17 protein-coding genes and 1 pseudogene are annotated in these 26,916 nt (G+C 38.5%); 13 read left to right on the top strand and 5 right to left on the bottom strand.

All coding sequences use genetic code 11. The features are described from left to right. Positions 1–233: 233 nt before the first annotated feature. Positions 234–686, bottom strand: coding sequence for a winged helix-turn-helix transcriptional regulator (locus tag H1P_RS05980; RefSeq protein ID WP_144865101.1), 453 nt, complete (start codon positions 684–686; stop codon positions 234–236). A 105-nt stretch (positions 687–791) separates the two neighbouring features. Here H1P_RS05980 and H1P_RS05975 point away from each other — a divergent pair, with 105 nt between their 5' ends. Beyond that, complete coding sequence (locus H1P_RS05975) at positions 792–1,790, top strand: zinc-dependent alcohol dehydrogenase family protein (protein ID WP_144865099.1); 999 nt, start codon at positions 792–794, stop codon at positions 1,788–1,790. A gap of 276 nt (positions 1,791–2,066) precedes the next feature. On the opposite strand, the gene H1P_RS05970 is transcribed toward H1P_RS05975, so the two are convergent. Then, positions 2,067–5,069, bottom strand: a complete 3,003-nt coding sequence (locus H1P_RS05970; protein WP_144865097.1) for a CRTAC1 family protein — start codon at positions 5,067–5,069, stop codon at positions 2,067–2,069. Positions 5,070–5,803: 734 nt separating this feature from the next. On the opposite strand from H1P_RS05970, the gene H1P_RS38800 reads away from it, so the two are divergent. Beyond that, positions 5,804–7,990, top strand: coding sequence for a right-handed parallel beta-helix repeat-containing protein (locus tag H1P_RS38800; RefSeq protein WP_144865096.1), 2,187 nt, complete (start codon positions 5,804–5,806; stop codon positions 7,988–7,990). A 40-nt stretch (positions 7,991–8,030) separates the two neighbouring features. Here the strand turns inward: H1P_RS38800 and H1P_RS05960 are convergent. Continuing rightward, positions 8,031–9,083 (bottom strand): annotated as a pseudogene (locus H1P_RS05960) (RNA-guided endonuclease InsQ/TnpB family protein); the annotation flags it as partial. Positions 9,084–9,308: 225 nt separating this feature from the next. Further along, entirely contained in the window at positions 9,309–10,058 is a 750-nt protein-coding gene (locus H1P_RS05955) for a sulfite exporter TauE/SafE family protein (RefSeq protein ID WP_144865094.1), read from the bottom strand. Between the two features lie 167 nt (positions 10,059–10,225). Here H1P_RS05955 and gcvT point away from each other — a divergent pair, with 167 nt between their 5' ends. The 4 genes from gcvT (at position 10,226) to H1P_RS05930 (ending at position 15,927) form a co-directional block, all read left to right on the top strand. Beyond that, positions 10,226–11,344 (top strand): glycine cleavage system aminomethyltransferase GcvT, encoded by a 1,119-nt coding sequence (gene gcvT / locus H1P_RS05950; RefSeq protein ID WP_144865092.1) that lies wholly within the window; start codon positions 10,226–10,228, stop codon positions 11,342–11,344. Positions 11,345–11,511: 167 nt separating this feature from the next. Next, positions 11,512–12,549 carry a class II fructose-bisphosphatase gene (gene glpX / locus H1P_RS05945; RefSeq protein WP_144865090.1) on the top strand — a complete coding sequence of 346 codons (1,038 nt, stop codon included), beginning with the start codon at positions 11,512–11,514 and terminating at the stop codon, positions 12,547–12,549. Between the two features lie 272 nt (positions 12,550–12,821). Then, the gene (locus tag H1P_RS05940) at positions 12,822–14,108 is read left to right on the top strand and encodes a glutamyl-tRNA reductase (protein WP_144865087.1); all 1,287 of its coding nucleotides are present in this window, start codon (positions 12,822–12,824) and stop codon (positions 14,106–14,108) included. 562 nt (positions 14,109–14,670) lie between these two features. After that, entirely contained in the window at positions 14,671–15,927 is a 1,257-nt protein-coding gene (locus H1P_RS05930) for a PrsW family intramembrane metalloprotease (protein WP_144865085.1), read from the top strand. A gap of 52 nt (positions 15,928–15,979) precedes the next feature. Here the strand turns inward: H1P_RS05930 and H1P_RS05925 are convergent, their stop codons facing one another. Beyond that, positions 15,980–16,603 (bottom strand): TetR/AcrR family transcriptional regulator, encoded by a 624-nt coding sequence (locus H1P_RS05925; protein WP_144865083.1) that lies wholly within the window; start codon positions 16,601–16,603, stop codon positions 15,980–15,982. Positions 16,604–16,926: 323 nt separating this feature from the next. Here H1P_RS05925 and H1P_RS05920 point away from each other — a divergent pair, with 323 nt between their 5' ends. The 7 genes from H1P_RS05920 (at position 16,927) to H1P_RS05890 (ending at position 26,887) form a co-directional block, all read left to right on the top strand. Further along, positions 16,927–18,288 carry an efflux RND transporter periplasmic adaptor subunit gene (locus H1P_RS05920; RefSeq protein WP_144865081.1) on the top strand — a complete coding sequence of 454 codons (1,362 nt, stop codon included), beginning with the start codon at positions 16,927–16,929 and terminating at the stop codon, positions 18,286–18,288. A 41-nt stretch (positions 18,289–18,329) separates the two neighbouring features. Beyond that, positions 18,330–21,542 (top strand): efflux RND transporter permease subunit, encoded by a 3,213-nt coding sequence (locus H1P_RS05915; RefSeq protein ID WP_144865079.1) that lies wholly within the window; start codon positions 18,330–18,332, stop codon positions 21,540–21,542. Between the two features lie 153 nt (positions 21,543–21,695). Continuing rightward, positions 21,696–22,562 (top strand): hypothetical protein, encoded by an 867-nt coding sequence (locus H1P_RS38105; protein ID WP_246141485.1) that lies wholly within the window; start codon positions 21,696–21,698, stop codon positions 22,560–22,562. Further along, on the top strand, positions 22,559–22,945 hold the full coding sequence (locus H1P_RS05905) for a type II toxin-antitoxin system VapC family toxin (protein WP_144865077.1): 387 nt from the start codon (positions 22,559–22,561) through the stop codon (positions 22,943–22,945). The genes H1P_RS38105 and H1P_RS05905 overlap by 4 nt, the downstream gene beginning before the upstream one ends. 357 nt (positions 22,946–23,302) lie before the next feature. Continuing rightward, positions 23,303–24,019, top strand: coding sequence for a DevA family ABC transporter ATP-binding protein (locus tag H1P_RS05900; protein ID WP_144865075.1), 717 nt, complete (start codon positions 23,303–23,305; stop codon positions 24,017–24,019). 74 nt (positions 24,020–24,093) lie between these two features. Continuing rightward, positions 24,094–24,315: a hypothetical protein gene (locus H1P_RS05895; RefSeq protein WP_144865073.1), complete on the top strand. Its 222-nt coding sequence runs from the start codon at positions 24,094–24,096 to the stop codon at positions 24,313–24,315. Between the two features lie 76 nt (positions 24,316–24,391). Next, positions 24,392–26,887: an alpha/beta hydrolase gene (locus H1P_RS05890; RefSeq protein WP_186375856.1), complete on the top strand. Its 2,496-nt coding sequence runs from the start codon at positions 24,392–24,394 to the stop codon at positions 26,885–26,887. The last annotated feature ends 29 nt before the right edge of the window (positions 26,888–26,916 follow it).

Genomic DNA, 26,916 nt, shown 5'->3' with positions numbered 1-26,916 from the left:
TTTTTTCGCTTACTTTTTCAGCAAACCCTAGTTAACTGTTTTTGCATCTGCTCTTAAGTATTTCGAGTACGATCGCACAGCACCTCAGCTTCGCTGAGATCGCGATTGTGATTAACAACAAAACCGTAATATATTACAGCTGTACGTAATTCATATATGTAATTTATTTAACCAAAACTTGCTACTCACTATTTCAGATCGACCATCTCCTAATCTTTTTAAGTAAGGTTGTATTATTTAGGCTGCCAAAAATCCCCAGACTGGGAACTATGATCGTACTGCTCAATTGAGGCATTAACATCTGAGATATGTTGATATGCCCATTCTCCCAGAACAGCTAAAGGTTCGGCTAATGATTCACCAAGAGGAGTCAGAGAATAATCGACTCTTGGTGGAACTGTCGGGTATACGTAACGTTGAACCAGTCCCGTACGCTCTAAATTACGAAGATTTTGAATTAGCATTTTAGAAGATATACCAACAATTTGCTGCTTAAGATCGCTATATCTTTTTTTTCCTTGGGTTAGGGCATAGATAATCAAAATTGTCCATTTATTAGCAATTTTTTCTAGTATCTGATGACCTGCACACTGAGTATCAAAAATACCCATATTGGCAATACGATCTAGAGCAGGTTGAGGCGGATAGCTAATTTTAAATTCGTCGGTATTGAGATTAGAATTCATCTTGACTTACCAAAAGGTAACTCACACACTTTAACGTAAATCCTTCTTTGTGCTTGTTGGTTAATGGTAGATAAGAAATGTAGCGTTTTAGAAAAAATATCTACTATGAAAGCAATTGTCATTGAACATTTTGGCACACCAGATGCCTTTAAAGAAACAGATTTAACGATACTGCCCGTTGCTCCTAATCAAGTCTTAATTCGAGTTGCAGCAACCAGTGTTAATCCAGTCGATACTAAAATACGACAGGGTGCGGTAGCCGATATTGCTCCCGATTTTCCTGCCATCTTACACGGAGATGTGGCGGGAGTTATTGAAGCTGTGGGAGATCGAGTTACTAATTTTCAGGTTGGTGATGAAGTGTATGGTTGTGCAGGTGGTGTCAAAGGAATGGGTGGAGCTTTGGCTGAATATATGTTGGCTGATGCTGAGTTAGTAGCACATAAACCTAAATCGCTAACAATGGCAGAAGCATCCGCATTACCTTTAGTCTCTATTACTGCTTGGGAAGGACTTATTGACAGAGCCAAAGTTCAGTCAGATCAAAAGGTTTTAATTTATGGTAGTACGGGAGGTGTGGGTCATATTGGCGTACAGTTAGCAAAGTGGGCAGGAGCCAAAGTATATGCTACAGTATCAACTGACGAGAAAAAAGCGATCGCTCTATCTTTAGGAGCAGATGTCACTATTAATTATCGCCAGACTCCTATTGAAGAGTTTGTAGCAGAACATACAGATGGCAATGGTTTTGATGTAGTTTTTGACACGGTAGGCAATGATAATCTGCAAAATGCTTTTAAAGCAGCAAAGCTAAACGGCACAGTTGTCTCTACTGTTTCCTTATCCAAACAGGACTTAACTTTACTCCACGCCAAAGGACTAACTCTGCATTTAGTTTTTATGCTGATTCCCATGTTATTTAATATCGATCGCTCTTATCACGGCAAGATTCTGACTAAATTAGCTGATTTAGTTGATAAAGGACAGGTGCGTCCACTAATAGATTCTCAATCATTTACTTTTGCTGAGGTTGCTGCTGCTCATGCTCATGCTGAATCGGGAACAGCAGTAGGTAAAGTCGTTTTGACAAGGGAAACTCTGTAGTTTTACAGTGGAATACCTCTAAACTAATCGTTTGTAACTATTTAATCAAAAGGATAATTGAGATGAGTCAACTAACAGTAGTAGCTAAATTCAAAGCCAAATCTGGCTGGGAAACTTTATTACATCAACAACTATTACAGTTAATCACGCCTACTTTAAGAGCTTGGTGGCATTACCAGTGAAAATAATGTGAGGATTTTGATTATGGCGTTATCGAAATCGAAGAAAAAACAAATGTATACATTTGTTTTTTCTTCTTTTTTTTCCCTAACTAATTTACCAGTTACTAAGATCGAGAGGAAGTTCGCTAACAGACCATCGTTCTGCACCTACTTGCAATAAAGCAGCAGTTTCCTCCCCAGGACTTTCTAGATTCAAGGTCAAGCTAGCTCCTTCTGAAAAACTGAAGTCTATGCCGTCCTGAAAACCTTGTGATACTTTGAGATCAAAATCAATCTTTAATGGATCGTTTGTATTAACTAGATCGTTAGATTCAGTTTTTATACCTTCGGCAAATGTAGCAGGAGTATCGGAGATAATAGAACCAACATAACGGCGGTTTGATTCTGTTCCTGCTACTACCCGTAAACGCCATAAATCTCGATCGCTTTTCCACAAAAAGACTCCTGAATCTTCCGAGGGATCGTATTCTGGTTGACCATAAGGAGTAGCTAAAGGAAGCCAATAGGCATTTGGAGATTGTAGCATTTCATCTTGAAGATTAGGATTAACTCGATGTGGTTGGACAAGACTATCCTGCTCATATGCAAAACCAATCTTAGCTGACTCCCCCGTCGTAACATCAACACCTTCCACTCCAGTGCTGACTCCTCCTTCAATTGCTATCTTGTTGCTGAAGTTAGTAAGTTGCTCGCTTGATTCAAGACCAACTGGAGAAAAATCAGCTTCTTCAGATGAGAGTACAGATAAATTAGTTTGAGGAAAATTGCCATCACCATTCCAGCGAAATTCTAAGTTTTCTGAGCTACTTCCTTGACCCACAAATAGTCCTAAGTCTTCCCCTGGGGTAAAATTGGGTCGAAGAGGAAAATCTTCTGAATCTAAAATCCAGCCATCAGGAGAAAGAGGATTTCCTTCGCTCCCCACGTGCAGTTGACGAGGATTGGCAACCCCATCTTGAGTGATAGAAATAAGAGCTTGCGATCCTGGTGCGAGGTCAAATTCCACACCATCTTGTTCACTAGATATTTGAGAATTTAAAGAGAAACCAAATTCGGTTTCTTTTAACTCATCACCTGCTTCAAGAGAAAATGGGGTTACATCTTGTACCCCATCAGTTGCAATCAGATTCACTGAGAACTCACTTAATTCTTCAGAGCCGACGGTGCGAAGTTTATAAGGACCATCAAAAGTATCTTTCCACAAAAATACTCCTGATTCGGAATCATCTTGACGAGCAGACTTTCCTGGTGCAAATGAGTCAGAAGGTTCTATGATGTGGAGCAACTGATTAGCAGAAACATCATTGATTCTCTGTTCTTGACCATTTGTCCACTTGATTAGTATCTCATCTACTTGGGTATTGTCTGCGAGTCCAAAATGTAGACGCTGATGATTTTGTGCTGTTTTATGTATCCCCCCAGATTGTTCGCGTAGTTGAGTAACACCTCCTGCTGTGACAAAAACTTGTGCGCCAATTCCATCTCGATTTGAGACAACACCTTCTAGGTCGATTTCCAGCCAATTATTGCTGTTACCTTGATTGCGAAAAAGTTGGTAAGGAGCATTTTGGGTAAAAGTTGGAGGTTCGTTACCATTGGTCACAAACAGATCGAGAAAACCATCGAGATCGTAGTCAGCAGTCACAACTGAATCGCCGACTCCCAAGTTAGTGCCTTCAGCACCTCCAGCATCGGGAACGGCAATAAAAGTTCCATCACCCTGATTTTCATAAAGAATATTCGGTCGGTTTCCAGCATTACCAGTAGCAACAATATAAAGATCGAGATCCATATCGTTGTCTAAGTCTCCGCTAACAACACTATTTCCTATAGTTGGAATGCTATTAATTCCTGATTCTTGGCTTTGATCGACAAGTCCTTCATCTGTATTGAGCAACAGTTGGTCTTCAGGAGGTCGAGTATCGGGGTTGAAGCCGATAGCTGTTAAATCAGAGATCGCTTCGCTACTATTAATCAGAGCACTTAGATCGAAGTTTTCTTGGTCTGGACTCGATACCAATACTTGCCATTGCTGTTGATTAGAATCATAACCAATATAAATTCCTCGATCTACTCCAGGTGTATGGGGTAAAATACCTTCTACATCAGGATTGTCAGATGACAAGGTAAAGTTTAAGTCATTTGGGTTAAAACCACTTGCTCCAACATAAATGTTATTGACAGAGACATTATCATCGATTTCAAATGTCAGGTTTCCAAGGCTATCAAATTGAACACCCTTTTGGTCTCCTTGAGAGACAATTTTTGCTTTAACAGTATCAGAGTCATCTTGTACTAAATCTGATGGATTTTGTAGCTTGTTTCGGGTTAAATATAAATCCGATCTTAGGTCTCCATTGAAGTCTCCACTCACTATATCTGGAGACCAGGCAATACCACCACTAGATGTAAGACTAGCAGTTATATCTTCAAAGGGTATAGAGGTCATATCGTAAATAGTTCGCGGACTATCACCTCTTAAAAATAAATCTAGGTTTCCATCCCCAGAAAGATCGGATAAAATTCCAAAAGCACTACTGGATATATCGAATTCCGTAGTCTCTCGAACATCTTCAAATCCATTATTAGTCTGGCGAAAAATTGTTGGGGGAGCCTGACCGTCAGGTCGTGAGATATTCCCCTGAAAAAGATCGAGCCAACCATCTTTGTCAAAGTCGAGCCAAAGAGGGGTTCTTCCTCGCGACAGAGGATAATCAATTCCCAGTTCACTTGCTCTGTCTTCTAGTTTTCCTCCCTCATTAACATACATTTGATTAGGACCAGTCCCGACACCACTACCGCCTCCTACTAGCTGGATTAAATCTTGGTCGCCATCGTTGTCAAAATCAGCCCAGGCTACTCCATGAGCATCTCTTCTAAGTTCCCTGAGTTCTTCTGAAAATACCTGAGAAGATATATCAGCAAAAGTTCCGTCACCTTGATTGAGATAAAGAACTTCAGGCTCTGCATGATTATTTACATACAGATCGGGGTAATTGTCACCATTAAAATCACCCCAAGAACCACCGTAGCTTTCACCTCTGTAATCAATACCCGATATACTTGTAACCTCTTCAAAAGAAATATTATCAGCCATTTAGAGAGTTCCTTTTTTAATAACGTTTTTATGTTTCAATACTCTGGACAATTGTTTGCTGATAAGGCAACATAAAAGTTTAAGCTACCTCTATTAGCTCTGTCTATGTGGTAAGGTTAGGGCTTTCAAGCTCCAGATTGAAAATTGTCCGAACCATTGTTATTTTAAATACCGAAAATAAATATTTTGATATTGTCTTCTGAAGTTAGAAAAACCAACTGAGCAATAAAAGAAAACTTTTTTGACAAGCAGTCTGGAGGATAGAATATTCAACGCTCGATGCTCCATGATATTTGTGCTTTGTCGAGGACAAGACATCTAGGGAAATCCCAGGTGCTTGAGATGTCCGTTCGCTTGTAGTTTATTTTAGCTGTGGCGACTCTCTACGTCGGCGCGACAAGAAGTTAGTTCTTTAGAGCACAAAGTATCGATACTGGATTAAATGGTACTAAACAGCAATAAGTGAAAATATTCAATAAAATTCAATACTTTAATTCAATTCTTGGTCAAAAAAAGCCAGAAAGTTTGGCTCTTCAGTCTCCTGATTACCTACAAAAACTGTGCTTTTGCCAGTCAATCCAATTATTTAAAGTAGTCAAAAACACTGAAGTTTTTTTAGTCTGCAATCATTTTATAAATTTAATTCAATTACCAGTGATTTCTATCACTGCCACTTTACAATATCTTTACTATACTGGTTGAAAACTTTACAAAAAAGAAATATTTAACCAATTATGGCAATCATCACAGTTACGAATAATGATAACGAAGGTAATGGTTCTCTGAGGAGTGCTATTGCAACAGCACAATCGGGCGACACAATTAAATTTAGTTCCAGTTTGGCCAATCAAACCATCACCCTGGACAACTTTATTCGCATCCCAAAAAGTTTAACTATCGATGGTTCTGACGCTCCAGGTTTGACTATTAGCGGTGGCGAAAAAACTAATATTTTTCGGCTGCCTGAAGAAAACAAAAGCTTGACAGTACGAAACTTAACCTTGGCTGACAGCTATCATGAAACAGATGTTGGAGGAGCAATTTGGGCTACAGAAAACAGCACTATTAATATTGAAAATACTAACTTTCTCAATCATGTCTCCAAAGGAGCAGCTTTACACGGTCTAGAAGGTACGGTCATTACAGTCTCTAATAGTACTTTTGATAACAATGACGGCACTCTTTTTAGTGATAGACCATTTTCCGCAGGAGCAATCAGTCTATTTGCCTATGGAAGTCTGACAGTCAAAAATAGTATTTTTACTAATAATAAAGGCTATAGTGGTGCAGCCTTGAGGGTTACTGCGAGCGACCTAATTGTTGAAGATTCTCTTTTTATGGATAATGATTCTACTTTAGGGGCAGATCAGAACTTCTTAGAGGTTCCTGGTGGCGGTGGTGCAATTTATCTAGATGGTGCTAGCGTTCCCAACGATCCAAGATTTTACGAAGGAGAACTTGAAAGAGAAACTGAAGGTGGAGTTTTTAGCGTTCGCAATAGTCGCTTTGAAAATAATCGTGCTGCGGGAGAAGGAGGGGCGATTTTAGCTTATGGCTATAACCAAGACCAAGTCATCATAAAAGACAGTGAAATCATTAATAACGAAGTAATTGAGAATGTAAGGGGCATTGCTCAAGGTGGTGCTATTCGAGCATCAGGTTTTGTGGAAATAGATAACACCACAATCGCCAATAATAAATCTGCTAACCTTGGCGGTGGATTATATATTCTGGGAGAAGTTCCTGCCGAGATTTCTAACAGTACTTTTGCTAACAATCAAGCGGTTGATGGTGGGGCTATTTATAACGGTTTGTGGGGTTCTAAAATTGAGATTAATAACACCAGTTTTGATTCTAATTCCGCAACCAATGAAGCAGGTGTATTTTTCAACAAGAATAAAATATCTGTGACATTTCAAGATTCCCAGTTTGCCAATAATACTCCAGACAACATCAACGATGTCAGTTTTGATAGCAGCATTCCAGATATTGTTTACGGTACTAACTCCAGTGATACTATCGTTGGAAGAGATCAAAACAGCTATTTAGTCGGCTTTAATAGCAACGACACCATAGAAGGTAGAGGAGGTAATGACTATCTTGATGGTGGTAATAATGACGATACTCTGTTTGGTGGGGATGGCAACGATACTCTAATTGGAGGAAATGGTACTAACAGTCTTGTTGGTGGGGATGGCAATGATATTTTTCTTGGTGGTAATGGTCGAGACGTAATACAAGGTGGAGGCGGTCGAGATAGATTTATTATTGGAGACGAAAACAGTATCTTTTACAACAACTATCGTTGGTTCGATAATGCGATTATCACTGATTTTCAGCCCGAACAAGACATTATTCAACTGAAAGGACAAGCCTCTGACTACACAACAAGATCGTTTAGCAATCAAGAAATATCTGGTACGGGTATTTTTTATGATGATGGAATGGTGGCTTTAATTGAGGATATTTCCCCAAGTGACTTTAGTTTGAATGCCAATTATGTTGACTATGTTGGCAATAATAATTTGACTAATAACAGTCAAATAGAATTAACACAAAATTCCTCATTCTCTGGTCAACCTGACTATAATCCTGCTGAACATTACGGTCTGATTATTTGGAATACTGATGATACTTGGCATATAGAAGCTACGGGCGATCTAGATGGCTCTCGTTTTACAGGACGAATCATAGCAGATAATTCTCTTGAAGACCTCAGCCCATATCAAGTTGAAGGTAACGATCTCGTAGAGTTTGCGGATAATTCTAATCAAATTCTAGAGTTTGACCTTAATGTTTGGGATAAATGGACAGATGGTCTATCGTTTAAAGTTACAGATGAAACTTCTTTGTTCCTCGATTTAGATGATAGTAGTGATATTTCTATCAAAGCAGGATTGAATTTAGAGAATATTACGTGAACTACCTACACTGATGCTGACGCATACAGATGTAGGCTTCCTACCCAGAAACCAGCGTAGTAGTAGATTTCTTTCGTCCTCTATTGCTACGTCTTACAGTTTGACGACAGGCTTGATCCCCTGTTCCAGAGGTCAAACTCGCGCGTGCTTTAGGCGAGGAAACCTCGCCAAGTTCGCTCGTCAAAATTCGCAGTCCTTCATCGCGTATATTTTTGGCTGCATTAAGATCGCGATCTATATTTTTAGCTCCACAGTTAGCGCAATTCCAAAATCTTACTTCTAGTGGCAAGCTGCCCACTTGATTAAGACAAACATTGCAAGTTTTGGAGCTTGGGAAAAATCTATCTACTTCTTGATAAACCTTTCCTTCTTGTTCTGCTTTATACTTTAACATTGTGCAAAATTGTCCCCAGCCTACTTGTGATATTGCTTTGGACAACTTATGGTTTTTAACCATATTTGCTACTGCTAGATTTTCAACAACAATCACTTGGTTTTCGTTTACTATCCTGCGAGATAGCTTGTGTTGGAAATCTGAGCGACAATTAGCTATTTTATTGTGTATTCTTGCTACTTTTAATCTTGATTTATTTTTGTTATTACTTCCTTTTTGTTTCCTTGATAATTGCTGCTGCTTAATCTTTAGATTGCGCTCATGCTTTTTAATCCATCTCGGATTATCGAATTTACTTCCATCGCTAGTAATAACAAAATGAGACAAGCCAAGATCGATTCCTATCGCTTTTCCTTCAGTATTAACCTGCGGTTTATCTATTCCATTGTCAAAAAGAATAGCAGCGTAGTATTGATTTGATTTATTTTTAGATACAGTTACAGTCTTAATCTTGCCTTCTATCGAGCGATGAAAAACTGCTTTAATGTCGCCTATCATTGGCAACCTTAAGCAATCATCTATTCTCTTAACATTTTGAGGATAATGAATTGACTGCTTGCCATGCTTCGACTTAAAACAAGGGTATTTAGCCCTACGTTCAAAGAAATTATTGAATGCTGTTCCAAGATTCAAACAAACCTGCTGTAAGCACTGAGAATAAGTTAACTTCAACCATTCATACTCTTTTTTGAGCTTGGGTTAATGCCCCGACCAAATTATGGGAGCAAGCGTACCTAAAGGAGTTTGAGCTTCAGTTGAAATAGCCCTGCTTATAGCAATCGCGCTTATGGCTTATGGCTTACAGCTAATTGACTTTTTTGAAGTATAGCGATCGCATTTATTTTAACACTATTAGTCAGATAAACAATACCCGCATCGGCATTTTCTGTGGCTACATAATTCATCGAATTTAGACAAAAAATTTCAATGCCAAGATACAAGTAGTTCTCTTTGCTCCCAAAAAATTAACAAGCTAGTTAAAAAAACAAAACTGACTAACAATTTTTGAAAATTTTGTTCGCTCATTCTCATCAACATTTTTTGACCCAACCAATTACCAGGAAAAGCTGCTAATCCCATCAGTAAACCATAACCAAGATAGATGGGATTGAGTGCGCCATAGATAGCGTAGGTAATGATTTTCACAATATGAACTACTAATAAATGGGCTGATTTTGTGCCAATTAAATCTTCTTTTAGTAACCCATAATTGATATACAAAGGGTTGAGTAAAGGGCCAGCACTACCGATTGTACCAGAGAGAAAAGCAAAGACAAATCCTGAAGGCAAAAAATACCAAGGGTAGACTTTAAAAGCTGGTTTTAAAGATTGATTATTGGGACTATAGCTAAATGTAGAAATAATTAAAAATACTGCTAATAAAATTGGCAACCATTCTAACCGTATTCTAGTATAGGCGATCGCCCCTAAAACAGCCCCCACAACAGCACCAGGAAGATACCACCCCATAATTCGCCAATCTATATATTTCCAATAAAGCCACAGTCTTTGAGGATGACCACAAAGCATTACTGTGGTCAGCACGGGAGGAATAGCCACAGAACCTAAAAAAAAGCCAATTAGAGGAATCATAATAAAAGGAGTACCACCCCCAGCCACCGTACTAATCAACCAACTGATAAAGCTTCCTAGAGTCAACAAAAAAATGCTCAAGATATTCTGTACAAATAAAACTTTATTTAACTTAACCTTCTTTAAAGCATATCTTAAAGAAACCTTAATTTAACCAAAAATCAATTATTGAGGAATGAAGTAGAAAAATCGTTCATCCTTGATACTTTGACAAAGATAAAATCAATGAAAAGTAACAATTAACTCCTATGGCTGAATCAGCAAAGACTCCTTTACTCAAAACTCCTCTTTATGACCTAGCTTTGGCACAAAAAGCCCGTTTTGTCCCTTTTTCTGGATGGTCAATGCCAGTACAATTTGCAGGATTAAAACAAGAGCATCAAGCAGTGCGCTCTAATGTAGGAATGTTTGATATTTCTCACATGGGTAAGTTTGCGTTGCAAGGAAAAGATTTGATTACCCAGTTACAAAAATTAGTTCCCTCTGATTTAGCCCGTTTAAACAAGGGTCAGGCGCAGTATACAGTGTTACTCAATCCCCAAGGGGGAATTATTGATGATATTATTTTTTACCACCAAGGAGAAACTGCCACAGGAGAGATCGAAGGTTTTCTGATTGTTAATGCTGCGACCAAAGATAAAGACAAAGCATGGATTTTAAACCATTTAACAGATAGTGAAATCCAGTTTCAAGACTTATCTGGCGATCGCGTTTTAATGGCAGTACAGGGTAGTAAAGCAGTGGAAATATTACAACCTCTGGTGGCAGATAATATTAGCGATTTACCAGCTTTTGGTCATACCAAAACAACTATTGATGGTAAAGCTGCTTTTATTGCTCGTACGGGCTATACAGGGGAAGATGGCTTAGAAATTATGGTTGAGCCATCAGTCGGTCAAGAGTTGTGGCAATCCCTTTTAGCAGCAGGGGTAACTCCTTGTGGTTTGGGTGCGCGGGATACTTTACGTTTAGAAGCTGCAATGTGTCTTTATGGACAAGATATTGATGATACTACTAGCCCTTTAGAGGCTGGTTTAGGCTGGTTAGTTCATCTTCAGGACAAAGAAGACTTTATTGGCAAAGAGGTCTTAGAAAAACAAAAATCCGAAGGATTATCGCGACGGCTAGTGGGTTTAGAAATGCAAGGAAAACATATTGCCCGTCATGATTATCCAATCATGGTAGCAGGAGAACAAGTAGGAATTGTCACTAGCGGAACATTAGCCCCTACATTGGGAAAAGCGATCGCTCTTGGTTATGTGCCAAAATCCTTATCTAAGGTAGGACAAGAATTAGAAATTGCTATCCGAGGTAAAACCTATCCTGCAAAAGTAGTCAAAAAACCCTTTTATCGTCGAACTAGATAAAATCTTTGCTGCTCATTCCCGATTCTCTTTTAATGTAATACAAAAAAACTAATATTTATTATTAAATCTTAATAAATATCTAAGAGGATACCGCTCTCTGATAGACTTTTGACTTGAGTGGGCTTCGCCATACTAGGGAAAAATATGCACTAGGGAGGAAAATCTTCGTGGAAAACACCCTCGGATTAGAAATTATTGAGGTAGTAGAACAAGCTGCCATTGCATCCTCCAAATGGATGGGTAAAGGCGAAAAAGATATTGCTGATGAAGTGGCAGTAGAAGCTATGCGCGAGCGGATGAACAAAATTCATATGCGAGGTCGCATTGTCATCGGTGAAGGGGAAAGGGATGATGCTCCTATGCTTTACATCGGTGAAGAAGTAGGTATTTGTACTCGCGAGGATGCAGCAGATTACTGTAATCCGGAGGAATTAGTTCAAATTGATATTGCAGTCGATCCTTGTGAGGGAACTAACTTAGTTGCTTACGGTCAAAATGGTTCGATGGCAGTACTGGCAATCTCTGAAAAAGGTGGTTTGTTTGCTGCACCAGATTTCTACATGAAAAAACTGGCTGCACCCCCAGCAGCAAAGGGTCATGTAGATATTAATAAATCTGCTACCGAAAACTTAAAGATTCTTTCTGACTGCATGAGTCGTTCTATTGAAGAATTGGTCGTAGTAGTTATGGATCGTTCTCGTCATGAGGACTTGATCAAAGAAATTCGTGGCGCAGGTGCCAGAGTTAGATTAATCAGCGATGGTGATGTCTCAGCAGCTTTATCTTGTGCTTTCTCAGGGTCAAACATTCATGCTCTGATGGGAATTGGTGCAGCACCTGAAGGAGTAATCTCCGCAGCAGCAATGCGTTGTTTGGGTGGTCACTTCCAAGGACAGCTAATTTATGACCCCGCAGTAGTCAAAACTGGTTTAATCGGAGAAAGTAAAGAAGGAAACTTGGCTCGTCTCACAGAAATGGGCATCACAGACCCCGACAGAGTATATAACGCAGAAGAACTAGCTAGTGGTGAAACTGTTTTGTTTGCTGCTTGTGGTATTACTCCTGGTACTTTGATGGAAGGTGTTCGTTTCTTTAAAGGTGGTGCGAGAACCCAAAGTTTGGTTATTTCCTCTCAATCGATGACTGCTCGCTTTGTAGATACTGTGCATATGTTAGAAAATCCTAAGAGTATCCAACTAAAGTAGTAGCTATTGGCTAAAACCACAGGTTAGTTGCCTCGTCATAATTTATACTTTTATTAATAGATCGATATTTATTAGTAGGTTGTGGCGAGACAACCCGTAAAATTTACAAAATATGAATTATAAATTCTAAAAATTTTTTTGACGGGAGGAAATGCTTCTGGTCAAGAAGCAGCCTTGCTCCGTCTTTACGCTGAGGTTTCCTCAGCGCAGGCGGTGCGCTATTCCACTGCCGTTTTGATATTCGGTTTACACAAAAACCTTGAGAAGAACAGATGAATATTGTCGTTGTCGGTCTAAGTCATAAAACAGCTTCGGTAGACGTTCGTGAGAAACTGAGTATTCCAGAAGCGCAAATCGAAGAAGCAGTAGCCCACTTAAAGGGTTATCCTCACATAGAAGAAGTCGCTATTATCAGTACTTGTAATCGTTTAGAAATCTACAGCGTTGTCAAACAGACAGAACAAGGCGTTGTGGAGATTATGCAGTTTTTAGCTGAAAAAGCTCGTCTTTCTATCTATGAATTGCGTAAAAACTTATTTACCCTATTGCATCAAGATGCTTTACGCCATTTAATGCGAGTAGCTTCAGGATTAGAAAGCCTGGTTCTGGGTGAAGGACAAATTTTAGCTCAGGTAAAAACCACTCACAAACAAGGGCAAAAATACAAAGGTTTAGGCAGATTATTAGATCGCTTATTTAAGCAAGCAATTTCTACAGGAAAGCGAGTTCGTAGCGAAACTAGCATCGGTACAGGAGCAGTTTCCATAAGTTCTGCTGCGGTAGAATTGGCGCAAATCAAAGCCGAAAATCTAGCTGCTTCCCGCGTTGTGATTGTTGGTGCGGGTAAGATGGCTTGTCTGCTAGTGAAGCACCTGCTATCTAAAGGTGCAACTCAAATTGCAGTGGTGAATCGTTCTCATCGCAGATCCCAAGAGCTAGCTAATAAGTTTTCTCAAGCAGATTTGCAGCTTTATCCTTTATCCGAAATGATGAACGCGATCGCTGAATCTGATATAGTGTTTACTAGCACTGGCGCAACAGAGCCAATTTTAACTCAGGCAAAACTAGAGGCGAATTTACCTGTGGATCGATCTTTAATGTTAATTGATATCTCTGTACCCCGCAATGTAGCAGCAGATGTGAGCAACATCGAGCAAATCCAATCTTACAATGTAGACGATCTCAAAGCAGTAGTTGCTGCTAACCAAGAAACCCGTCGTAAAATAGCGCAAGAAGCAGAAGGTATCATCGAAGAAGAAGTAGCTAACTATATTTTATGGCTGCGATCTCTAGAAACTGTGCCTACTATTAGTTGTTTACGCAGCAAAGTAGAAGATATCCGCGCTCAAGAATTAGAAAAAGCCTTATCTCGTCTCGGTTCAGAATTCGCCGAAAAACACCAAGAAGTTATTGAAGCTCTTACTAGAGGAATTGTTAATAAAATTCTTCATGAACCGATGGTACAGCTTAAAGCGCAACAAGATATTGAGGCTCGTCGTCGTTGTTTACAATCTTTACAAATGTTGTTTGATTTAGAGATTGAAGAACAAACTGCTTAAATCAGCAATGTGTGAACATCGTATTCGGATATTAAGTCATTTAAGGAAAGAGGATTGAGGGGAAAGAATTTTTTCCTTTGTCCTCTCTTGGTTCGTTTATCTTGGTGAGATCGCTTATCTCAAATAACTATCTAATATTTATTTAACGCAAAACTCTACAATTTTTGCTTCAATTTCGGCTCATCTGATATAGCATTACGCAAAGACGTTAGGACATTGTTTGAAAGCAATATCGACGCATTCTCTAATAGTCTCAAAATCATTAATTCTTTGTTTCATCCAAGTCTTTTAGTGTTCGCCTTTCTTGTCTGCCACTTCGGTGTTGCTGAATAGAGGGTTTTGTCTGAATGACGAGCGACCCCGCGCCGACGAAAGGCGTTTATACCCGTCGCATTGGGTGCAAGGGAACGCGCTCGTCGTGACAATGGGGGCATTCCATACTATATTATAAAAATAATCTACCTTTTTATTAAAACAAATTTTTTATTACTTCAACAATATATTCAGTAACGCCATTTTTTTGATATAATTTTTTTTTATAATTACATTTATTCAATTATTTATGATAGATAACAATATAGTTAAACTCGCAAAACAGGGCGATCTAAATGCGATATCTGTCCTCATCCAAGATAATTTAGAGCAAGAAAAGATAGCTAAATCTGAGCTTAAAGATAGTTACTTAAAACTAATTTTAGAAGCCGAACAAGTACCAAATCAGCAAAAGTTAGTCCCTTTAATTCAGAAAACTGTAACTAGCTTAGAAACTGATTTAATTACAAAAATAATGCTTTATGGACAAAAAACAGGAGAAAGTTTTCCTGAATGGAATCAAGAGTTAGAAATAAAGACAAGACAACCACAAGAAAAACTAAGTAATTTTAATCGAGGTACTTCTACACCAGAAATCAATAAAAACGAATTTATAGAAGCTTTGCAAACATTTGAATTTACTTCAGTCGTTCCCTATCAACAAGTTTTAAATCCTGATTTATATCGTAGTAATATAGTTAGACTCCTGTTGTTTTTGGGCTTATTTCCCCTGGCTATTAGTTCTTTTTATTCTAATACTTCTAGTCTAAAAGATATAGCTTGGATACTAGGCATCTATTATGCATTTGTCTGGGGGATTGTTTTATATAAATTAATCAAACCAACTCAGTTTTCTCGGAAACTAACCTTACAATGTGTATTCTTTACGGCATTTGTTGGAATTCCTTTATTAATTTTTGTTCAACAAATACCCCCTTTCAGCTTTCTTTATGCTGCGATTAATTCATCTAATGTAATATCTAAACTTATTGGTTATGTATTAGGAGTTGGTGTCTTAGAAGAGCTATGTAAAGGTTTCCCAATTTACTTATTTTTACTCAATCCAGGTAAGTTGAAAGAGCCATTAACTTCAGCCTTTTATGGTGCAATGTCAGGGCTAGGATTTGCGATCGCAGAAGGAGTTCATTACTCTCTGATTTATGCTAAAAATGTTTCTGTAGGAAATCTTGGTATTACGGATCATATATTACTGACTACAATTCGTTTTATTTCCTTACCATTAATTCATGCTATCTGGGCAGGAATTGTCGGTTATTTTATAGGATTAGCAGCTATTAATCCTTCTAGAAAAAAGCCTATTATCTTTATTGGAGTAGCTATCTCAGCAGTTTTACATGGGGTATATAATACATTTTCTAATAATGCTATTGGCTTAATAGTTATGGCTTTTTCTATCCTATTATTTGTTACTTATCTCCGAAATAGTAAAGAAATGATTAGAGAAATGCAACAGTTTGAAGAAAAATTTCCCAAAAATAGTCCTTGAAGTTGAAACCCACATTAGAACTATTGCCAAATTTTTTATGATAGGAAGTTGATTAAGATCGCATTCCTGGGGCTAGGAAATCAATTAATTTTGATACCGTATTTTGAATGCCTTCTGGAGAATTATCTTGAATCAATGCGTCTGGTTTTCTGGCTTCAGTCAACACACGTAATAAGACAGCAATTACTAAATCTAGTTTCCAAGTAAGTTCTGTACGGGATAGATCGGGTAAAGAACGTCCTAGTGCATCTAAATAGGCTTCTTGAATGTCTTGAAACTCTTGCTCGGCAATTCCTCGAATTGAATCGGGTTCTGTACGGGAGCGTCCCATAAATCTAGCGCAATTAATACTGCGATCGCCACTACTAAGGATTATTTGTAGAGGAGGGGTCAAAAATGCTTCTAGTATAGCTTCAACACTAGGATTCTCATACTTTGCTTGGCACTGTGCCAGTCTTTTTAATGTTTCCTTGACTATTGGTTGAGCAGTTCGCACTACAACTGCACGAAATAGTTCTTCCTTTGAACCAAAATGATAATGCACCGCAGATAAGTTTACATCGGCTTCACGAATTACGCTTCTTAATGACGTACCTGCAAAACCATTTTCAGCAAATAGCTTTTCAGCAACATTTAAAATCTGTTCTTTTGTGTCAGTGGAAATGGTCGATGTCATAAAATAAATATAATTTGATACATTCAAACGAACGTAAGAACTATACTTATGATAATAGATGAAATTTCAAAAAATGTATATGTCTCTGAGATGTAATATTTATAGGGGCTAAGTGAGCAATAAATGTTCAAAAGAGACTTGACAACTTTTCAAACGTTTGTTTTACTTACAGCAAGTAATAAAGCTCAAAAGTAGTTTTGGTACTCTAAAATTATCAAAATTACCATACAAATAGGCTATCTATAGATAGAACTAAATTTAAAATCTGATTTATATTGATACTTGTGAAACGTTCGTTTGATTTAATTTTTTCTCTAAATATTATGAGTACCAGCCAGATACCCCATCAAAATTCTAATCACAAAGCTTCCTCAGAATTTTCAGAACGTCCCCGTAAGAAACTTGGTAAATACTTTTATCTGCTTGTAGGAATTGGTGGAGCAGGACTAGTATTACTATTTGCTCGCCCGATATTAACCTCATCTTCAAATAGTCCTACCGCCGAAACCACAGCTAGAATCTTACCCGTGGACACGATCGCCGTTGAACCAGTTGATTCTTATCAGGTATCACGCATCTATACAGGGGAAATTGCTGCTTTAAGAACTAGCAATTTAGGCTTTTCTCGCAGTGGGGAAATAGAGCAGGTTTTGGTTGAAGAAGGCGATCGCGTCACCGCAGGACAACCATTAGCAAAATTAGATATTCGCAACCTAGAAACCCAACGTCAACAACTTATAGCCGAAAAAGCCCGCGCCCAAGCTCAGTTAGCAGAATTACAAAGAGGTGCGCGTCAAGAGGATATCGATGCAGCGATCGCAGGAGTCAGAGATCTAGAACAGCAGCTTAAACTGCAAGAACAACAGCGACAAAGAAGAGAGTTTCTATATGAGCAAGGAGCAATCTCAAAAGAAGAACTAGACGAATTTTCCTTTGGCGAGGGCGCATTACAGGCAAGATTAAATCAGGCTAAAAGCAACCTGGCGGAACTAGAAAACGGTACACGGTGGGAACAGGTAGCAGCACAACAAGCAACAGTACAGCAGCTAGAAGCCAGTATTGCCGATCTAGATGTCACCATTGATAAAAGTACTCTCAAAGCACCCTTTGATGGCATCGTAGCGACGCGAGAACTAGATGAAGGAACGGTGGCGAATGCAGGTCAATCAGTGATTCGTTTGATAGAAAATGCTGCCCCTGAAGCGCGGGTAGGAATGCCCAATCAAGTAATAAATGAACTAGAAATAGGTAGTACTCAAACCCTAAAACTTGGTTCACAGACATACAAGGCTACAGTGGCATCTATCTTACCTGAAGTAAATGCCAATACCAGAACCCAGGTAGTAGTTTTTAACTTAGATCGTTCGGCAATTCCTCAAATAAATCCTGGTCAAACAGTGAGGCTAGAACTAACCGAAGAGATCAATACAGAAGGCTATTGGCTACCCACAGATGCTTTAAACCAAGGAATTAGAGGACTCTGGACTTGCTATGTCTTATCCGAATCAGAAGACACAGAGAATTATCAAGTCAAACAACATTCAGTAGAAATCATCCATCAACAAGGCGATCGCGTTTTAGTCAGAGGAACTTTACAGCCAGGGGATAAAATTGTCGCCAACGGTACACATCGCCTCGTACCAGGACAGCAAGTAAAGCCCTTGGAAGTAATGAGTAATAAGTAATAAGTAATAAGTAACTTTATCCTTCATCCCTTTAAAACATCATGGTTAAGCCGTTTTATCGCAACATACGTTTATTAATCCTGACATTTATCCTGATAATTGCTTGGGGAATCTCGTCTTATGAATCTTTACCTCGACAAGAAGATCCTGAATTAGTTTCGCGGATTGCTGTAGTTAAAACAGCTTTCCCTGGTGCTAGTGCAGAGCGAGTTGAAGCACTGGTTACGGAAGTTTTAGAAGCAGAAATCGCTGAGATTGAAGAAATTGATACTTTAGAATCTGATTCACGGGTGGGATTTTCTACCGTAACTGTCGAGTTACTAGATTCAGTAAAAAATGCTCAACCTATTTGGTCTAAAGTACGAGACGAGATGGATGATGCTTCTGCTTCATTTCCCCCTGGTGCGGGAGTTCCCGAATTAGATGAAGCCAAAGTTAAAGCTTATACAGCGATCGCTTCCTTGACTTGGAATCAACCAAGTAAACCTAACTATGCTGTTTTACGACGCTACGCAGAAGAGTTAGAAGTAGCCATGCGTGGTGTTGAAGGAACAGAAGAAGTGGAAATCTTTGGCGATCCTAATGAAGAAATTACGGTAGAAATTAATGCTCCCGATTTAGTAGCAGTGGGACTTTCACCACAAGAATTAGCCGAACAGGTTAATCTAAGTGATGCCAAGGTAACGGCTGGTCAATTACGCAGCGATCGCAATAACCTAGCGATTGAAGTAGATAGCGAATTAGAAACTTTAGAACAAATTAGGCAAATACCGATTCAAACTAATGCAGGACAGTTTACCCGTTTGAGTGATATTGCTCAAGTCAATCGTGGCATTCAGCAGCCCCCGACAGATTTAGCCTTAGTTAGTGGTAAACCTGCTGTGGTGGTAGGGGTATTGATGAAATCGGGATTGAGAATTGACCAATGGGCTAAAGAGGTCAAAGAAGAATTAGCTTGGTTTGAAAGTAGTTTACCCCAAGGAGTTAGTTTAGACCTCATCTTCGATCAAAGTGAATATGTAGAAGTTCGCATCGGCTCTTTGCTTTCAAATCTAGTGATTGGTGCGCTGCTGGTGGTGGTTGTCAGTTTGGTTTCTATGGGTTGGCGTTCAGCTTTGGTAGTTGGTATCGCTCTACCTCTAAGTACCTTTATGGTTTTTGGCTGGATGAGTGTCTTGGGAGTTGCAGTACATCAGATGTCCGTGACGGGGTTAATTATTGCACTGGGGTTACTGATTGACAATGCAATTGTAGTTGTCGATGAGATTCAGAGGGAAATGGAAGCGGGAGAAAAACCTCTTGAAGCTGTAGTTAAAACTGTTAACTATTTAAAAGTGCCTCTGTTTGCTTCTACTTTAACCACTATTCTGACTTTTCTGCCTATTGTTTTACTTCCAGGTGCTGCTGGTGAATTTGTCGGCTCGATCGCTTTGAGTGTCATTATGTCGTTAATTTCTTCTTTAGCACTTTCCTTAACCGTAATCGCTTCTTTAGCAGCGCGGATGTTAGCTGACACTCGTGAAAAAGCCGAACAATTTGAACATCAACAGACTTCACCAAAGGGAATTTTGTCAAAGATTCAAAGCTTCTTACTCAAACCTGGAGCTTGGTGGAATCAAGGTTTTACTTCCCCCAAACTAGCCCGTCCCTATCGTAAATCTCTCAGAGTTACCGCATCTAAGCCATTATTGGCGATCGCCTTAACTTTTTGCCTTCCTCTAATCGGCTTTATTGGTGCAACAACTTTAGACAGTCAATTTTTTCCTTCAGTAGCTCGCGATCAATTTCAAATTGAAGTTGAGTTTGCACCCCAAACCGCCATCGCTCAAACTCAAGCCCAAATGCTCGAAGCCCGTAATATGATCCTAAATCATGCCAATGTCAAAGAAGTTCATTGGTTTCTCGGAGAGAGTGCGCCAAAATTCTACTACAACTTTACAGGAAACAGAGAAAATCAGTCTCATTATGCTCAGGCAATGGTGCAGTTAAATAGCGATCGAGAAATAGAAGCTACAGTACAAGAGTTACAAGCTGAACTAGACGAGCTATTGCCCTCTGCTCGAATTTTAGTTAGACAACTGGAGCAAGGTCCTCCTTTCGATGCTCCTATAGAAATGCGGATTTATGGTGCAGATATCAATGAATTAAGACGCTTGGGTATGTCAGTCAGAGCTATTTTAGCTAGCGTACCCGATGTGGTTCACGTTAGAGACGATTTAACCGAAGCTCTTCCCAAATTAGGACTGGCTGTAGATGAAGAACAAGCAAGACAAGCTGGTTTAACTAATACTGCGATCGCTCAACAGTTAGAAGCTTATTTAGAAGGTGCAATTGGTGGTTCAATCCTTGAGGGTACAGAAAACCTACCAGTAAGAGTTAGAGTAAGTAATACTAAACGTGCGGATTTAAGTCAGATTGCCTCTTTAAATTTAAGCTCCAATGGCGGTGAAAATGGCGATTTTCGTTCTACATCAGCATTGGGAGAGTTTAATCTTATACCAGAATTAGCAAATATAGCCCGTCGCAACGAACAGCGAGTTAATACAGTACAGGGATATATAACCGCAGGAGTATTACCTTCCGTTGTATTAGCTAAATTCCAAGAAAAGTTAGAAGCAAGTAACTTTCAATTACCCCCAGGCTATCGTTATGAGTTTGGTGGAGAACAAGAAGAAAGTAGTACAGCCACAGGCAACTTGGCACTTTATGTACCTTTATTACTTGTAGTTATGATGACCGCTTTAGTACTATGCCTTGGTTCTTTCCGTCAGACTGGTATTGTGGCAGTAGTGGCAGTTGGTTGTATTGGTATGGCACTATTTTCTCTAAAGGTGTCTGGTTCACCTTTGGGCTTTATGGCAATTGTCGGCACAATGGGTTTAGTGGGTATTGCCATTAATAATACGATAATTGTACTCTCGGCACTAAATGAGGATCTGCAAGCCAGAGAAGGCGATCGCAGAGCCGTAGAAGATGTGGTAGTTAAAGCTACTCGTCACGTTATGACTACTACTATTACTACCATAGCGGGATTTGTTCCCTTATTAATAAGTGGCGATCCTTTCTGGCTGCCTTTAGCAATTGCGATCGCTGGTGGCATTAGTGGTTCTACTTTACTGGCATTGTATTTCGTTCCTGCTATTTATTTGATTATCAAGCGTCGCGATAAGAAAAAGTCAGGAAAAGGACAAGAATTAAAGAAAGAAAAGCAGACTTATCAAGAGTTAAATACCCATATTTCTCTTGATCGTTAAATAAATTAGTGTTTTTTTCTTGATAAGCATTATGTAAAAATATCATTTATGTTGGTCGTGATTTTTGCTAGCTATTATTCATTTGGCAAGGTGCGATCGTGCCTTATTAGTTGCTGCAATTTACTCAATCTAACTGTATAAAACAAAAATGCAATGGAGAAACTTTTAGACCTTGTTGTTAACTCAATACCAGAAAATGCCACTCCAGAAACAATTTTTTTGTTTTTATTATCTGCTCTTTCTATTTATGCCTTGTTTCGAGCTAATGTTATCTATGACTTTGTAGAAAGATTCAATAAACGTGAGCTATCAAGATTAAGAGAATTACTTGCTGACGAAAACATTTCGGAAAAAGCAAAAATAACTTTACGAGACAAGATTGATTTAATAGCTTATAAAAAAGTAACTGGAATCGAAGCAAATATATACTGGCAAAAAAAAATTATACACTACTACAATCTTGCAGAAGGTAGACTTAGATATTCTGATTTTAAAAGAGCTTTTACATTTTTAAAAATCAATATAAATGGTGAATTAGAAATAAGAAAACCCAATAAAACTGAAATATTCTTGCAATTAATTTGGATATTGGCATCTATTTCTGTTTTTACAGTTCTTTCTTTACTATTGTTTGCTTTCGTATATGCAACAATGTCTATTCGCGCTCGAATTGCTCTTTTCATGTTAATAATATATTTTGGATTGATGTTATTTTTATTTCTTTGGCTAACATCATTAATACCTACTGCAAGAAAAATTAAAAATGAACTTGAAAATAATCGTCTTATTCTTCAAAGTAATCACAGAAATATAGAACTCAAACAAACTAATTTACATAGTAAACAGTTAAGACCGAATGAAATTTCTATAACTAACAAAGATATTGACAGAATAGTTGAATCTTATCGACAACAAAATAAACAACGCCCTATTGGTCTTGCTAAAGGCGAATTTATTGTTCCTGATAATTTTAACGATCCTTTACCAGATGAAATTTTAGATTTATTTGAACCTAAATGAGAATACTTTTAGATACCCATATTTTTCTCTGGCTTATTGATGACAGTAAACGATTATCGGATAAATTTCGTCAAGACATTCACAATCTCGATAATGAAATATTCTTAAGCGTTGTTTCTATTTGGGAATGTGTAATCAAATATCAAATAGGTAAGCTAAATTTTCCTAGTTCTCCAGAAAATTATTTACCACTGGAAAGAAGAAAACACTTAATTAAAACATTAATTATTGAAGAAAATACTATTACTCAACTAATTACTCTTCCTCTACTGCATCGCGATCCGTTTGATCGCCTCATAATTTCTCAAGCTTTACAACATGAATTAATAATAATGACTGAAGATCAAGCCATACTGGCTTATCCAGAAATTAAATTTTTATAGATTTAACTTAAGAACAATTAAGCAGAGAATAATTATTGAGATTATTTTAAGAGCAATTGCGATCGCTTTTCTCTTAATTATTTTCCGACAATCTCAAGTTGCTAAACTAATCGGTTTAGTTTTATTATAATAGTAACTAAACTAATCGGTTTAGTTTAAACAGCTAAATAACAGCAAATTTAATCATATTGATGAGTTGCTGGTTAAAGAAGGAGATGAAATTCAAAAAGGGGAGGGGCTTGTACGCCTCGTAAGACACATAAAACCTGGTAATAACTTTGTATGACTTATTCCCTACAAATACTTATCTTACTCAAGTCACCGTTACTCAAAATTTATTGAGGAATCTTAGTTAAAATGGAAAATAATCAAAATATAACCCCAGTAATTGATATTCACAACCTGGATCATTCTTTTGGTCAAGGAGAACTCCGCAAACAGGTTCTATTTGACATTAATTTAGAAATAAATCGCGGGGAAATTGTCTTGATGACAGGTCCTTCTGGTTCTGGTAAAACTACTTTGTTGACTCTAGTTAGTGGATTGCGATCGCCACAATCAGGAAGTTGCAAAATACTGGGAAAGGAACTTTGCGGAGCGAGTTCGGCAAAGTTGGTACAAGCTAGACGTAACAACGGCTATATCTTTCAGGCACACAATTTACACCATAGTTTAACTGCTAGCCAAAATGTGCAGATGGGTTTAGAAGTACATGGTAAGTACTCTCAAAGAGAAATGCGGGATCGTGCGATCGCTATTTTAGAAGAAGTTGGTTTGGCAGATCGCGTTGATTATTATCCTGATAGCCTTTCTGGAGGGCAAAAACAGAGAATTGCGATCGCCCGTGCTTTAGTAGCACATCCTGCGATCGTTTTGGCAGATGAACCCACAGCAGCATTAGACAGTAAATCAGGGCGAGATGTTGTAAACATAATGCAAAGGCTAGCCAAAGAACAAGGCAGCACAATCTTATTAGTTACTCATGACGATCGTATCTTAGATATTGCCGATCGCATTGTTCATATGGAAGATGGCAAGTTAGTCAATAACTCCGTTAAACAGAAAGTATTTTAAATCAATACTCTCTTACTTTTAAGGTCTAAATTTTGAATTTTTTTCAAATACAAGTACATTGCACTGTTTAAACCATGAACATAGATCCCTTAACCCTCGAATCGCAATTTGAAGTCACCAAACTCAAACTCTATCTCCAAGAAAACCCCAAAGATTCTCACCAATTAGCAATTAGTCACTACGAAGATTTTTTAACCTTAGCTCAAGAGTATCGGAAATTATATCAAAAATATGAGCTGCTTCATTCTGAATATTCTGAATTCATTGACTTGGTGAGGGGCGTACAAGCCCCGTAACTACTATTCCAGAACGAGATTTTACGCCTAAAAATTCCAGCAATTAGTTATAGTAATGCTTTATAAAACACCAAAAATGAGAGTATCAAAACTAATTTTAGACATTGCGAAGCTATCCCTAGGCATCGCTTTTACTAGCTGCGGAATAGTAGCTACCTTTAAACCACTACCAGTTACAGCAGCAGAGAAAATTACTTTTTCCTTATCTTTTCTAGGAGAATTTTCTTTGTCAGTAGAAGATATGGAAATTTTTGCCAAAAAAGGCGAAATAACCTCAGAATTTGCTTATTATGCCAACTTTCTGGACAAGAAAACCCTCCAGCAATTACGCCAAATCTTACAAACCAGTTTTGCTGTTGAGCCAATAACCGTTTATCGCTTAACTAATATGCCAATGGGGGAGGACTTTCTCAGGCGGTTAGGCAACATAATTTATACTCATCCCCAAAGAAATGGTCTTTATGCTATTCGCGCTGCTTTGATCCTGGCAGCAGGTGAACCAGAAGGCTTAACAGCGATCAATTTTCTGCGTCACTTTCCCACAGATGAAATGCAGTTAAACACCGATTTGATTTTTGCTATTGTCAAAGAAGCAGAAAGCTTTTTTCGGTATAAAGATACTAGTATAAAAGCGATCGCCGAGCAAGCTCAACAAGAAATAAACTCGCAAACAAGACCTGATTTTGCTAATTTGCCCGATTTACGTCAGCCAGGACAGTATCAAGTCAGCCAGGAAACCCTTACTTTTCCCATTGACGATCTGCGTCAAACTGCTGTTGGTTTTGCAGGTGCTTACGATTTAAATGTAGATATTTATGCGCCAAAAGGTTTAACATCGTCTGCGCCTTTAGCTATCATTGCTCATGGTTTAGGTTCACAACGTTCTGATTTTGCCTATTTAGCCGAACATTTAGCTTCTCATGGTTATATAGTTGCTATACCCGAACACGCTGGCAGTAGTAGTAATTATCAAGAAGCCTTTTTACGAGGGGAAGTAAACGTAGATGTCAGTCCCTTTGAATTCTATAGTCGTCCACGAGATATTACTCATCTTCTAGATCGATTAGAACAGCATCCAGACTATCAAAAACTAATAAACTGGTCGCAGATTGGAGTCTTAGGTCATTCTTTTGGAGGAACTACCGCCCTGATTACTTCTGGTGCGCCTGTTAATTTAGCTAGGGTTAAAGATGTTTGCGATAGCGATCTTTTTACTCTTAATGTCTCTTTATTCTTGCAATGTCGCGCTAATAATTTACCCCCTGGAGAATACGATCTTCAAGACGATCGGATTAAAGCCGTAGTTGCCCTCAATCCTGTTACTAGCTCGGTATTGGGAATTGAAAGTATGCAGCAAATCAATATTCCGACATTGATTGTCGGGGGAACGATGGATTTTGTTGCTCCGTTTATCCCAGAACAGGCGCATCCTTTTTTATGGTTAACTACTCCTGATAAATATCTGGCGACAATGGTTAATGGCAGTCATTTCTCTACTATTAATGAGGAAAATATTGCGGGAATTAATGACTTTTTAAAAGGTTTTCGTCCCGATTTGGGTAGAGATTATTTAAAAGCCTTAACTTTAGCCTTTTTTGAAGCTCACATAAAAGATAGCTCTGAATATCAATCCTATTTAACTGCTGCTTATGCGGAAAACATCAGTAACCCAGAATTACCACTACATCTAATTCAATCCCTAACCCCAGAGCAATTAGAATTAGCCTATGGTGATACTCCCCCGACATCTCCCATTCCCGAACCTATAGTAGCTGTTGCATCCGAACAAAATCGCGATATTCTGGCAGAAATCAAACAAACGGGTACACTTAAAGTTGCCATGAGAACTGATGCTGCACCTTTTGGCTATACCGATCATAGCGACTTGACTGGTTTTTGTGCCGATTTAGCTGTTGCTTTTGGCGATCGCTTAACCCAAGAATTGAATACATCTACACCCATAAAAGTAGTTAAAATACCTTCTTCTGTGTTGAATAGATTTGAGTTGGTAGAAAAAGAGACAGTGCATCTCGAATGTGGCCCCAATTCCATAGTTAGCGATCGAGAAGAGGTGGTTTTCTCCGATCCTTTTTTTAGTAGTGGAACTCGTTTTTTAGTTAACCAAGATAACGCGATTAACCTCGATCTCGATAGTCAACTTGAGGGAACTAGACTAGGTGTTCTTGAAGCAACTACTACCAAACAGTTTTTACAGCAGAACTATCCCAATGCAGAGATCGTATCATTTGAAAGCGCAGATGGGAGAAGTAAAGCCATACAAGCCGTTCGAGATGGCTATCTAGATGCCTTTGTCAGCGATCGCGTTTTACTGACAGGAGAGATAGATCGTCAGGGTTTAGGCAGAGAAAACTATCAAGCTATTCCCGAACAACCTTTGACTTGTGACTATTACGGGCTAATTTTGCCTCAAGGAGATTCTCAATGGCGCAATACAATCAATACTTTTCTTCATGAACACGCTGCTGAACAAGTATTCGATCAATGGCTCGAAAACTATTATCCCCAGGCAATTTCTGATTTAGATTATTGCCAAAATCAACGCAAGCAATAGCGAAAAAAGTTAATTTTCGGTTTTCTAGT

This window comes from Hyella patelloides LEGE 07179 (assembly GCF_900659865.1).
GTDB classification, from domain to species: domain Bacteria; phylum Cyanobacteriota; class Cyanobacteriia; order Cyanobacteriales; family Xenococcaceae; genus Hyella; species Hyella patelloides.
The sequence above is the reverse complement of the archived record's forward strand: the minus strand, read 5'-3'. Positions and strand labels throughout refer to the sequence as shown.